The following is a 12,210-nucleotide window of genomic DNA, read 5'->3' on the forward strand; positions in this document are numbered from 1 at the left end:
CTCCTACGACAGGAGACCGCCTGCCGCATCGGCGCCGCCAGCACCGTGCCGGCGGTCGACTTCTCCCCGAGTGTGCAACCGACCATCACAAAAGCCAATAGGCCCAGCCAACGGCCGGCGGCAGAATCAGTGAACGTCCTTCCAGTATTCCTTCTTCAGCAGGTACACCAAGAAGGTCAACAGGGCCAGGAACAGGATCACCCACACGCCCAGCTGCTGCCGCTTGAGCGCGGCCGGTTCGCCGGCGTATTCGAGGAAGTTGGTGATGTCCCGCACGGCCTGGTCGTACTGGCTGGCATCAACCGAGCCGGGACTGTCGATGCGCAGCCCGGTCACCGGGGGGTCCATGCCTGGCCCTTCGGCCTTGCCGTGCACGGCATGCTGCAGGCCCTGCATTTCCCAGAGCGGGTTGGGCATGGAGGCGTTGGCGAACAACGCGTTGTTCCAGCCCAGCGGGCGGCTGCTGTCGAGATAGAACGACTTGAGGTAGGTGTAGACCCAGTCGCTGCCCCGCACACGCGAGATCAGGCTCAGGTCCGGCGGCATCTTGCCGAACCACTTCTCGGCCTGCTCCTTGGGCATCGCCACCGGCACCGGATCGCCGATTGCCGCACCGGTGAAGTTGAGGTTGTTCATCACCTCTTCCTCGGTCAGCCCCAGGTCCTGCGCCATCCGCGAGTAGCGCAGGTACTTCAGCGCGTGGCAGCTGGAGCAGTAGTTCATGTACAGCTGCGAGCCGCGCTGCAGCGATGCGCGGTCACCTAGGTCGTTGCCGGCCTGCAGCAGCTTGGTGCCGCCTTCGGCAGCGGTGGCCAGGAAACTGCCCAGCATCAGGGCGGCCGCGAGGGCCAGCCGGACCATCCAGCGCTCAGTCATGCGTGGTCACCCTCTCCGGTACCGGCTTGGTCTTGTCCAGCCTTGTCCATAGCGGCATGGTGATGAAGAACGCGAAGTACAGGAAGGTCAGCACCCGCCCGATGTAGGTCTCGTGCACGTCGGTACCCGGACCGGAGCCGATCACGCCCAGCCACACGAAGCACACGGCCAGCATGCCCAGCATCACCTTCGAGATCCAGCCGCGGTAGCGCACCGACTTCACCCGCGCCTTGTCCAGCCAGGGCACCAGGAACAGGATGGCGATCGCCGAGAACATCACCAGCACGCCACCGAGCTTGTTCGGCACCACGCGCAGCATCGCGTAGTACGGGGTGTAGTACCACACCGGTTTGATGTGTTCCGGGGTCACCAGCCGGTTGGCCTCGGTGAAGTTGTCGTGCTCCAGGAACAGGCCACCAAAGCCGGGGGCGAAGAAGATGATGAAGGCGGCGATGATCAGCAGGAAGCCGGCGCCGACGCCATCCTTGAGCGTGTAGTAAGGATGGAAGGGAATGCCATCGGCCGGTGCATTGGGCGACCAGCGGTTGCCCTTGGGCCCCTTCTTGATCTCCACACCATCCGGGTTGTTGGACCCCACTTCATGCAGCGCGCCCAGGTGCAGCACCACCAGCAGCAGCAGCACCAGAGGCAGTGCGATCACGTGCAGCGCGAAGAAGCGGTTGAGCGTGGCATCGCTGGGCAGGTAATCGCCCATGATCCACTCGGTCAGGCCATTGCCGATCACCGGAATCGCGCCGAACAGCGAGATGATCACCTTGGCGCCCCAGAACGACATCTGGCCCCACGGCAGCACGTAGCCCATGAAGGCCTCGGCCATCAGCACCAGGTAGATCAGCATGCCCAGGATCCACACCAGCTCGCGCGGTTTCTGGTAACTGCCATACAGCAGCCCACGGAACATGTGCAGGTAGACCACGATGAAGAACAGCGATGCACCGGTGGAGTGCATGTAACGGATCAGCCAGCCCCACTCGACATCACGCATGATGTATTCGATGGAGCCGAAGGCCTCCGCCGCGCTGGTCTTGTAGTGCATCGTCAGGAAGATGCCGGTGACGATCTGGTTGACCAGCACCAGCAGCGCCAGTGAACCGAAGTAGTACCAGATGTTGAAGTTCTTCGGCGCGTAGTACTCGCTGACGTGCTTGCGGTAGATCGGCATCAGCCCCGGCGCGCGGGCGTTGACCCAGTCGGCGACGCCTGTCGCGGTACGGCTCAGGATATTGGCCATCAGGCTGCCCCCTCCGGATCGACACCGATGATGAGCGTGTTGTCGTCCTGGTAGTGGTGCGGTGGCACCAGCAGGTTGATCGGCGCCGGCACGTCCTTGAAGACGCGGCCGGACATGTCGAAGCGCGACTTGTGGCAGGGGCAGAAGTAGCCGCCCTTCCACTGCGGGTCATACGGTTCGGGGCGGATCTCGGCCACCATCTCCGGCGAGCAGCCCAGATGCGTGCACAGGCCGACCAGCACCGACACATCGGGCTTGATCGAGCGCAGCTCGGGATTCTGCTTGAGCACGTAGGCGGGCTGCTGGTCCTTCTCGCCGGACTCCGGGTCCTTGAGGCGGTCGTCGAGCCCATGCAGCGCGTCGAGGATCGCCTTGGACCGTTTGACGATCCAGATCGGCTGGCCACGCCATTCCACGATCAGGCGCTGGCCTTCCTGCAGGGCACTGATATCGGCCACCACCGGTGCTCCCGCGAGCTTCGCGCGGGCACTGGGGTTCCACGATTTGATGAAAGGAACTGCGGTGAATCCGACGCCGACGGCGCCAACCACGGCTGTGGTGGCAGTAAGAAAACGCCGACGTCCGGTATTGACTGGATCGTGTACCCCATCGTTGGCCATCCGGCACTCCGATATTGATTAGGTAGCTTTAAGGCTGCCAGCGGTCTGGTGGGGGCCAGAGCCGCATTGAATCATGGGCGAGTGTAGCGGAACCGTTACGCGCCACACAACGCATTGCAACAACTCTTTGCAACGTGTGCCGACCGGCAGCCGGCGATGGGCCGTCAGTCGGCACCGGCACCGGCCGGACTACTGGTGACTCAAGGCACTGCGGTAACGCTCGGCCAGCTGGCCCACCCGACGCACGTAGTACTGGGTTTCGCTGTAAGGGGGCACGCCACCGTGGCGGTCGACCGCACCTTCCCCGGCGTTGTAACCGGCGGCGGCCAGGGTGAGGTTGCCGTTGAATCGCTTCAGCAGCCACGACAGGTACTGCACCCCGCCACGGATGTTCTGGCCCGCATCGTAGGAATCACTGACCCCGAAGCGCGCGGCAGTCGGTGGCATCAACTGCATCAGGCCCTGCGCACCGGCGCGGCTGAGCGCAGTCGGATTGTAGGCCGACTCGGCATGGATGATCGCCCGGACCACCGCCTCCTCCACGCCGAACTCGCGCGCGGCCGAAGCGATCTCGGTCTGGAAGGCCGTCGTGTTCAGACGCACGGTGCCGAAGTCCACGCGCGGGTTGGCCCCACAGGCGTAGCAGCGCTCCATGAAGCTGTAGCGGATGGTGCGCACCGGCCCCAGGTGGGCAACCTGGCTGGGCCGCGCACTGGTGTAGTGGCGCACCCCATCCTTCATATAGGAATAGACCTGGCCACTGACCATGCGCCCGGTGCGGGACGTGCCGGCAGCAACCGCCGGAGTCGAAGCAGGCGCCGGTGCAGCCGGCACGGGCACGGCGGCACTGGCGGCCACCGCCACCGGATTACGCTCGATGCTGGCCACGGTGGCCGGCACCGGCCTGGCAACAGTTGCTGCCGGGCGGGCCGGGCGGGCGGCCTCCCGGCTGTAGCTGATGGTGCTGCATTGGGCACCGGCCACACGCTTGCTCACATAGCTGGTGACCCCGTCTGCCCCCTGGCACTTGTACAGGGTGCCGGCGCTGGCCGGCGCAGCGGTCAGCGCAGCGATGATGATCGCCGTTGTCCCCAGTCTCCCCTTCATGGCCGCGAGTGTCCCAGCTTCGCCCCGCGTTGCCAAGCCGTGCGGCTCAGCCTGTGACGTCAGGCACAGCCAGCAGCTGCGCCAGCCCGCCCAGGCGCTGCGCCAGTTCCTGGCGCAGCGCAGGCGGCGTGGTCCACAGCTCCAGCGGCACCCGGTCGAGGCTGAGAATCTGCGCCAGCATCATGCCGCGGCTTTCCGCGCCCATGCGCAGCAGGCAGTGATCGGCACCATCGGCTTCGAGCACGCCACACCAGGGGGGAATGCGACCTTCCAGCTCGGTGTGGCTGCCGGCCAGGCGCAGCACCGCCTGCAGTGCGAACGGCGCCTGGCTGACCGCCTGCCGCACCATCACATCGGGCGGTGCGGGCGTGCGCCGATGCAGGCCGGGCTCGGCCAGCGCGCGCACCGCGCCCATCCGGTCCACCCGCAACGTGCGCCAGTCCTGGCGGCCCAGATCCCAGGCCAGCAGGTACCAGCGACGTCCGTAGTTGACCAGATGCTGGGCCTCGACCTCGCGCTGGGTCACCGCGTCCTGCGCGCTGCGGTACTCGAAGGCCAGCCGGGTTGCCTGGCGGCAATGCTGGGCCAGGCGCCCCAGCAGACGTGCATCGGTGGAAGGCAGATCCGACAGCGTCGCGGTGGCGGCGTGCACCTCGCCAGCCTGCTGGCGGCGGCGGGTCGGCACCAGTGGGTCGAGCTTGGACAGCAGACCGCGCGCGGTTTCGTCGATGCCGGCCACCGTGGCCGAGGCCGCGCGCAGGGCGATGGCCAGGGTCGTCGCCTCCTCTTCGTCCAGCAGCATCGGGAGTACGGGCGCGCCCGCTCCCAGCTGATAGCCGCCCCCTACCCCGGCCGACGCCCTGACCGGATAGCCCAGCTCGCGAAGGCGCTCGATGTCGCGGCGGATGCTGCGCCGATCCACCCCCATGCGCTCGGCCAATTCAGCCCCCGACCACTGTCGGCGGGCCTGCAGCAGGGCGATCAGGCGGAGCAGGCGATGGGCGGTGTGGCGCATGAGGGATCGAGGACAGAAGTCGTCCGCAATAGTGCCCCAGCATGGGCCCCAGTTCACCCCTCTGCTGCAAGGAGCACTGCCATGACGTCCCGCCAGATCACCCTCTATCACGCTGCCCGTTCACGCTCGAGCGGCGCCGTGGCCCTGCTTGAAGCCCTGGGTGCCGACTACCGCCTGCATGTGCTGGACCTGAAAGCCGGCGCCAACCTGGCCCCGGCCTACCTGGCCATCAACCCGATGGGCAAAGTGCCGGCGATCATCCATGAGGGCGCACTGGTGACCGAGCAGGTGGCGATCTACCTGTACCTGGCCGATCTCTACCCCGAAGCCGGCCTGGCGCCGCCGATCGGCTCGCCGCTGCGCGGCCCCTACCTGCGCTGGATGGCCTTCTACGGCGCCTGCTTCGAGCCGGCGATGATCGACCGCGCGATGCGCCGCGACCCGCCTCCGCAGTCGATGTCGCCCTACAACGACGCGGAAACCGTCCTGCAGGTGATCGAGGCGCAGCTGGCGCAGGGACCTTACCTGCTGGGTGAGGAGATGAGCGCCGCCGACGTGCTGTGGGGCAATGCCCTGAAATGGACCACCGACTTCGGGCTGGTGCAACCCGCCCCCGCCACGGCGGACTACATCGCCCGGATGGGCGCATTGACGGCCTTCGACCGCTCGCGGCAGATCGACGCGGAGCTGATCGCGGCGTAAGGGCGCCCGCCGGGCACGGCGGGAGGCGGTCGCGCGGGGCCATGCCCCGCGAGCGCTTAGTGCTCAGCGCGGCAGGCGGCAGGCGGCGGGCGGCGGGCGGCGGGCGGCACAGGATGCGGGTAGAATTGCCCGCTTTCCCGCCACCCGAATGGATTAAGCGCCATGACCGGGACGCCAGACGTCTTTCCGCCCGCCACGCCGGGCGGCACCCCGCTCGTTGCCCTGCCCTCCGCTCCGCGCACGCCGGAGCAGATCAAGGGCAAGCTGTACATCAAGACCCACGGTTGCCAGATGAACGAGTACGACTCGGCCAAGATGGCCGACGTGCTCGCCGCCAGCGACGGCCTGGTGCTGACCGACACCCCGGAGGATGCCGACGTCATCCTGGTCAACACCTGTTCCATCCGCGAGAAGGCGCAGGAGAAGGTGTTCAGCCAGCTCGGCGTCTGGAAGGGGCTGAAGAACCAGGGCCGCGAGGTCATCATCGGCGTCGGTGGCTGCGTCGCTTCGCAGGAGGGCGAGGCCATCATCAAGCGCGCGCCGTTCGTGGACCTGGTGTTCGGCCCGCAGACCCTGCACCGGTTGCCGGAGCTGATCCGTGCGCGTCGCGAGCAGAAGCGACCGCAGGTGGACATCAGCTTTCCGGAAATCGAGAAGTTCGACCGCCTGCCGGAACCGCGCGCTGAAGGCGCGTCGGCGTTCGTGTCGATCATGGAAGGCTGCTCGAAGTACTGCTCGTTCTGCGTGGTGCCCTACACCCGCGGCACCGAAGTCAGCCGTCCATTCGAGGACGTGGTGGTGGAAGTGGCACAGCTGGCCGCGCAGGGCGTACGCGAGATCAACCTGCTCGGCCAGAACGTCAATGCCTACCGTGGCCCGTATGGCGATGGCGAGTTCGCCGATCTGGGCCTGTTGATCCGCACCATCGCCGAGATCGATGGCGTCGGCCGCATCCGCTTCACCACCTCTCACCCGCTGGAGTTCAGCGACTCGCTGGTGGACGCGTTCCGCGATGTGCCGCAGCTGGCCAACTTCCTGCATCTGCCGGTGCAGGCCGGCAGCGACCGCGTCCTGTCGGCGATGAAGCGCGGCTACACCGCGCTGGAGTTCAAGTCGAAGATCCGCAAGCTGCGCGCGGTGCGCCCGGACATCTCGATCAGTTCGGACTTCATCGTCGGCTTCCCTGGCGAGACCGAGGCGGACTTCGAGAAGACCATGAAGCTGATCGAGGACATCGGCTTCGACCACAGCTTCTCCTTCATCTATTCGCGACGCCCGGGCACTCCGGCCGCCGACCTGGAAGACACGCTCAGCGATGCCGAGAAGCACGCGCGGCTGTCGCGCCTGCAGGAGCGCATCAACGCGCACGCCGCCGGCATTTCCGCAAAGATGGTCGGCACCGTGCAGACGGTGCTGGTGGAAGGCCCGTCGCGGAAGAACCCGAACGAGCTGACCGGCAAGACCGAGAACATGCGCTCGGTGAACTTCCCGGCGCCGGCACGCCTGATCGGTCAGTTCGTGGATGTGGTGATCACCGAGGCATTGACCAATTCGCTGCGCGGGCGGGTGGTAACGGAAGGCTGATCGCCGGGGTGGGGGAAGCCATGTATGGCTTGCCCCCACGCAGCAGGCGTGGTGATTTTCTCACCACGCCACGCAGACCCTCTGTGCAGAAGGCTCTGCGTCACCTATCCACAGGTTGATTGCGCGTCGTTCCACAGTGATTGTGGAAAAGCGGTGGGTCTCAGGGGCGAGCCCGCCGGGCCTCGTTGCTGGCCGCAACCTCCGCTTAGCGGGTCTGCTCTGAGCCTCAGAAGGACGCACCGCGCTACTCGCTCAGGAATCCCAGCTTCGTCGTCCCGAATCCGTACCGGGTCTCCATCAGCTTCTTCGCCGGTCCCATACCCTCTACGATTACCTTGCCATCAGGCGTGCCACAGCGGGCTGCCAGCTGTGTCCTGCCGTATTGCAGTTCGGCTTCACGACTGCGCTTGGGACGGGGATCGGGCTCCCACCAGGGGAAATGGGCATACGGCTTGTTGGTCGAGACTTCATGGCGCCAGCACACGAACGAGAGCGTCTCGTTGCCTGCTGCGTCATAGTCGTAGACGCGGTAGGAGCTGTAGCCGCTGGTCAGCGGCGTGAGCTTCAACACACCCTTCTCTACGTATGCGCGCAGGTTCTCGGTGTAGCCACCATCATCGGGAGCCGGGCCGAACAGGATCACCCGCGTGAGCCTGCCGTTTGCGTCGTAGTTCTCCTGGCGGTTCAGATCCAGCGTGCGCCACTGGCGTTCGTGGGGCTGCTTGGCACCCGGTCCGAATACCTCGAAGATCCGTTGATGCGAGCGATGGTAGTACTCCCGGACGCGGGTGTAGTCGGTGATGCCCTCGAACAACCCCTTGGCGATTTCTGCTGGCACAGGTTCGCCGGGGAACCTGTATTTCAGCTTATTGGTGTGCTCTTTGCTACGTTGTGCGAAGACAGCCGTGGCGTCCGATGGCGCTATGGAGAAGGAAGCACTTTCAACGCCACGAAGCCCACGCTTTTCACTGCCATGGAAGCGAATACCCACGACCCGCTTCAACTCAGCATCGTCGACATTGATGAAGCCACTCACAGTCCATGCACCATCGGCGGCCTCGGTTCCAAAGCCGGTGTCCTCGCGATTGGGATCCTCACCTGGCTTACGCGTGGCTTCCTTGACTACGTCGGAAGCTCGCGATCCATCCGGTCGATAAGTGAAGTATCGAGTTGAAGTGCGGGATGGCATATCGCGGAGCTGCGCACACTGAAAATCTGGCTTATCCGAGACAATCAACCCAGAGCTCTCATTCGCTACTTCTATGCGACCATCACCATCATAGAGCGCACAGAAGGTTGTTGCCCTATGCCCTTTCGCGTCAGTTGCATGAATCGACGTCAATTGACCTGACCCGTCATAGTCAAGCTCCTGCGTCTTGTAAAGCTCGAAATATGGATACACGGGCCTCACCGCAGGATGCAGGCCCTCAGGAGGTGCTTCGCCAATCAACTTGGATTCTCGCCTTTTCCACTCTTCAACGCGGCATATTCGCTGCCCTTGCGCGTCCTTTTCCAAGTAGTAGACCGCACCACCATTCAAGTCGAATGGCTCATTGTGCAGCTCAGCAAGTTTAGGATAGAGATTGATCCGCACATAGGGCGCAACTTCGTTCGCACGACTAAGACTTGCGCTCAGCACTCCTTTGGGGCTTGGTCTGAACTTGATCACCAGCCCCCCCTGAGAAGTATGCGACTTCCCGATTGGTGAACTGCAGCCTGCCAACGCAGTGTGCGCAGTGAAAAAGGCACCCAACGCCATCAACCATCTCAAAACAATATGCTCTTTCATGCCTGTTCTCCGGATTCCCCTGGAGTACCTCCATTCGAATATCCAAATTCGATTGACCTACTCCTTTCGACAGGCACGGCAGCGATAATCTCGTTCGGCATCATGGCAGCAGGGTCGTCCATGCCGCTCCCCCACAGAAGTGGCATCGTCACCCAGAACCCCTGAACACCGTAGTCCCCCAATGCCGTGTCTCGAAGGAAGTCCGTCGCCTTACGCACATCGTGCCGACCCACCGCACCGGTCACGTAGTTGCTTACAACGCTTGGCTCCAGCATGAACTCTGGTTGCAGGTCCGCCGGCTGCGCGTACAGGATGCGTTTGACGTGCCCTTTGTCACTCAGACCTTCGGCGGGGAATCCATGCAGCACGGAGTCGTAGCGAGGGAACGAGTCACGGGGGACATTGGTGAATACACGTTCATAAGCGGCGGAATTTGAATCGGCAAGATTTCTGATGCTTCTCCACGTCTCGGCACTTGCTGGCCTGTCCACCGTCAAGGTTGGCACGCTCTTGTTGAACCACGGGTAGTAGCCCTCGGTCAACTCAGAGAACACGAAGTGCTGATTCCCCTTCTCCGGCAGCTCTTGAATCTCCTGCCCCAGAAACTTCTTCCATAACTTCAACCGCAGCTCCCGCGCAAACGTTCGGGTTATTACCTGCACGCCATTGCCCAGATCCATCCGCTTCGCCTCGCCATCAACGATCACCGCGGCGATCTCGGTATCTCCCGTCCCCAGCAGGCTGCGGTCATTGCAGTTCGCGCTGCCGATGATCGCCACCGCGTCATCAACGATCAGCAGCTTGGAATGCACATAGCACTGCTCGGTCACCACATACAGGGAGGGGCCATGCTCGGAGCCGATCGTGTGCGGCGGCAGATGATCTTTTCTGCGCGTTTCGGCCAGCACGCCGTAGCTGCGCAGATTCATCACCGACAGGTATTCCTTCCAGCGCCCGGCCTTCACCTCCGCCTGCAGGTCGGCCTCTTCCACGCTGGCCTCGCGGATGTCCTTGTCGCGTGCAATCAATGATCGGCAGATGCGCCGGATCAGGCTGTCGTCACCACGCAGCAGGGTCTGCTGCACCCAGTACTGCTGCTTCACCACGGCTCCGTCCGCCAGGCTGCCCTCCGGGTGCACCGGCAGGGTGATGTACACATGGAAGCCTTGCCGGGCCAGGATCGCGCGGCGGATGCGCGCGGCGATGGCGGCCACCAGCGGGTTGCTGGCCGCCGACTTCACTCCCTGCCTGCGTTCCACCACATCCTGCACGATGCCGGCCCTGCCGACCGGGCCGCTCATCCCCACGCCGCGCCCCACGTGACCAAGCTTCGCCTTTTCGGCATCCGTCGCATCCCGCCGCTCCCCGCCCTTCACTGCGGTTTCCACCACGCTGCCCGGATCCGCGTCGGACCAGCCGCAGTCGGAAATGAGGAACTGCGTTTCCAGATAGATGTAGGCGCGGGCCGATGCGATGCAGTTGACCATTGCGTCGAGAATGGAGTGCATCGGCTGTTCACGCTCCCAGTACGGCTGCAGGCAGCTGGCGTCGTCCAGGTTCAGGCCGAGTTCCCTGCACCCCTTCTTCTCCAGCGCATGCAGGGCGGTGCCCGAGGAACGCACGATCTGCACGCTGACCTTGCCCGCCGTGCCCGGCACCGTCAGATCACCGAACACCGCCTGCATGCCGCCCATGGACTGCAGCCACTGATCGCTCAATGGCGTCAGTTCCATGCCACGCGCCAGGGTGGTCTGCTCGGGCAGCGCTGTGTCGAGCCATTCATTGGTCTTGCGAAGGCCCGTGTTCATCCCCTTGCGCAGCAGCGAGCCGACGGTCCGGTCACCGCGCTGGTTCTGCCAGACCATGGCATTCCAGCGATGCATGAAGTTGCTGCAGATATCGAATACGGCCGGGCCCGCGATCTGCGCGTGCACGTCCTGCCAGGGCATGCGTGGCTGGCGGCCACTGTCGAGCAGCCGCTGGGTGCGATCAACCGGCGTATTGATCCACTGCACCAGCGATTCCCAGTCTTTCTTCGCCTTGTCGATCTTTGCTTCTATTTCGCTGAGTCGGCCTTCGATGTCCGCGCGCAGGCTGCGCGGATCGAGCAGGTAGCCCGCCGCTTTCTCTGCAGTCTGGAAGGGCCGCAGCGCTGCCGCCCGGATGTCGTTCTTCTGCTGGTCGAGCCAGCTGCCGAACTTCTTCGCCTGGATGGCGCTGAAGCCTGCCACCGCACGCCCTGCTGCGGCAGCCGCCTGGACCGGATTCAGTTTGATGGCTTCGTCGGCGGCACGGTTCGACGCGGCAATGACATCTGCATATTCCTTGCCGATCTCCTCCAGCGTCGTCTGGATGGCCAGGAACGTGCGCGCGACGGTGCGCTTGACCGCCATCCCCTCTTCCATGCCGGGGATGATCCACTCGGCGATCTTCCTGAGGCCTTCGCGCTCAAGCGCGTCGGGTACGCCCAGCTTGTCTGCATAGTCCTGCAGCTCCGCCAACGCGGCACCGGCATCCCACTGCGACTTCATCTGGTCCAGTGCGATGGCCATGCCGGGCACATACGCCTGTGCGAAGCCGGGACGAACGCGGCCTGCCGCATCCGGGCTGGTATCGGGCTTGTCCAGCGTGAGCTTCGTCTCATCCTCCGTCATGCTCCGATACTTGCTCAGGCAGTTGTTGTAATGGTCATTGATCACGTGCAGCGTCGGGTCGCAGACCACGTCGAAGTTGCCGTCGTCCCAACGGCCATGGGCGACGTCCAGGCCGCCGATGAAGCCGATGTTTCCGTCCACCACCAGGATCTTCTGGTGGTGCGAGAAGGCGATGTTGAAGGCATCGGTGCGGCCGGTCGCCGGGTTGTGCAGGCCCACCTGCACCTGCCCGGGCGTCTTGTCATCCTGCATCTTGTACAGCGCCGTGCGTACCTCGTTCTCGTGGGTGTAGGCGGCCGCCTCCACGCTGTCGTAGAGCAGTACCCGCACATCCACGCCGCGCTGGTTGATCGCGTCGAACAGCAGCTCGCTCAGCCGCGCGGAGTGCGCGTCACCGCGCGCGTCCATCTCGGTATCGAAGTTCATCTGCCAGTCGGCGATGAAGATGAACTTCTGCGCGCCGCGGATGGCATCGGCCATCGCCTTCATCGCCGAGCGACCGTCGGTGAACGCGTCGACGCGGTTCCCATGCCGCACCGGCGCGAACTGACGGTCCGGTGGTGCGTAGTAGTCGCCGCTGGTCGTGCCCTTCTGGCCATCCCTGCAGATGA

At 64.4% G+C, this 12,210-nt stretch carries 10 protein-coding genes; 3 read left to right on the plus strand and 7 right to left on the minus strand.

The annotated features are described in order from the left end of the window. Positions 1-126 precede the first annotated feature (126 nt). From ACVOKU_RS00610 to ACVOKU_RS00630, 5 genes are all read right to left on the minus strand, one after another. On the minus strand, positions 127-876 hold the full coding sequence (locus tag ACVOKU_RS00610; RefSeq protein WP_481558773.1) for a cytochrome c1: 750 nt from the start codon (positions 874-876) through the stop codon (positions 127-129). Continuing rightward, positions 869-2,128: a cytochrome b gene (locus ACVOKU_RS00615; protein ID WP_053516598.1), complete on the minus strand. Its 1,260-nt coding sequence runs from the start codon at positions 2,126-2,128 to the stop codon at positions 869-871. The genes ACVOKU_RS00610 and ACVOKU_RS00615 overlap by 8 nt, the downstream gene beginning before the upstream one ends. After that, positions 2,128-2,748, minus strand: coding sequence for a ubiquinol-cytochrome c reductase iron-sulfur subunit (petA, locus tag ACVOKU_RS00620; RefSeq protein WP_053516597.1), 621 nt, complete (start codon positions 2,746-2,748; stop codon positions 2,128-2,130). Before petA ends, ACVOKU_RS00615 begins: the two co-directional genes overlap by 1 nt. Positions 2,749-2,937: 189 nt before the next feature. Then, entirely contained in the window at positions 2,938-3,855 is a 918-nt protein-coding gene (locus tag ACVOKU_RS00625) for a lytic transglycosylase domain-containing protein (RefSeq protein WP_262101167.1), read from the minus strand. A gap of 46 nt (positions 3,856-3,901) precedes the next feature. Then, the gene (locus ACVOKU_RS00630) at positions 3,902-4,870 is read right to left on the minus strand and encodes a helix-turn-helix transcriptional regulator (protein WP_253161718.1); all 969 of its coding nucleotides are present in this window, start codon (positions 4,868-4,870) and stop codon (positions 3,902-3,904) included. A gap of 81 nt (positions 4,871-4,951) precedes the next feature. On the opposite strand from ACVOKU_RS00630, the gene ACVOKU_RS00635 reads away from it, so the two are divergent. Then, a complete protein-coding gene (locus ACVOKU_RS00635; RefSeq protein ID WP_053516594.1) occupies positions 4,952-5,572 on the plus strand; it encodes a glutathione S-transferase family protein in 621 nt (206 codons plus the stop codon). 162 nt (positions 5,573-5,734) lie between these two features. Continuing rightward, positions 5,735-7,156 carry a tRNA (N6-isopentenyl adenosine(37)-C2)-methylthiotransferase MiaB gene (miaB, locus tag ACVOKU_RS00640; protein ID WP_065176220.1) on the plus strand — a complete coding sequence of 474 codons (1,422 nt, stop codon included), beginning with the start codon at positions 5,735-5,737 and terminating at the stop codon, positions 7,154-7,156. Between the two features lie 244 nt (positions 7,157-7,400). On the opposite strand, the gene ACVOKU_RS00645 is transcribed toward miaB, so the two are convergent. Next, the gene (locus ACVOKU_RS00645) at positions 7,401-8,945 is read right to left on the minus strand and encodes a hypothetical protein (protein WP_481558774.1); all 1,545 of its coding nucleotides are present in this window, start codon (positions 8,943-8,945) and stop codon (positions 7,401-7,403) included. Beyond that, a complete protein-coding gene (locus ACVOKU_RS00650) occupies positions 8,942-11,905 on the minus strand; it encodes a phospholipase D-like domain-containing protein (protein WP_481558775.1) in 2,964 nt (987 codons plus the stop codon). The genes ACVOKU_RS00645 and ACVOKU_RS00650 overlap by 4 nt, the downstream gene beginning before the upstream one ends. 40 nt (positions 11,906-11,945) lie before the next feature. Between ACVOKU_RS00650 and ACVOKU_RS00655 the strand changes: the two genes are divergently transcribed. Continuing rightward, a complete protein-coding gene (locus ACVOKU_RS00655; RefSeq protein WP_481558776.1) occupies positions 11,946-12,149 on the plus strand; it encodes a hypothetical protein in 204 nt (67 codons plus the stop codon). Positions 12,150-12,210 lie beyond the last annotated feature (61 nt).

The organism is Stenotrophomonas sp. STEN147, from assembly GCF_056757995.1.

Coding starts and splice junctions, on each gene's coding strand:
- ACVOKU_RS00610 (WP_481558773.1), bottom strand. CDS start 876: ATGACTGAGCGCTGGATGGTCCGGCTGGCCCTCGCGGCCGCCCTGATG.
- ACVOKU_RS00615 (WP_053516598.1), bottom strand. CDS start 2,128: ATGGCCAATATCCTGAGCCGTACCGCGACAGGCGTCGCCGACTGGGTC.
- petA (WP_053516597.1), bottom strand. CDS start 2,748: ATGGCCAACGATGGGGTACACGATCCAGTCAATACCGGACGTCGGCGT.
- ACVOKU_RS00625 (WP_262101167.1), bottom strand. CDS start 3,855: ATGAAGGGGAGACTGGGGACAACGGCGATCATCATCGCTGCGCTGACC.
- ACVOKU_RS00630 (WP_253161718.1), bottom strand. CDS start 4,870: ATGCGCCACACCGCCCATCGCCTGCTCCGCCTGATCGCCCTGCTGCAG.
- ACVOKU_RS00635 (WP_053516594.1), top strand. CDS start 4,952: ATGACGTCCCGCCAGATCACCCTCTATCACGCTGCCCGTTCACGCTCG.
- miaB (WP_065176220.1), top strand. CDS start 5,735: ATGACCGGGACGCCAGACGTCTTTCCGCCCGCCACGCCGGGCGGCACC.
- ACVOKU_RS00645 (WP_481558774.1), bottom strand. CDS start 8,945: ATGAAAGAGCATATTGTTTTGAGATGGTTGATGGCGTTGGGTGCCTTT.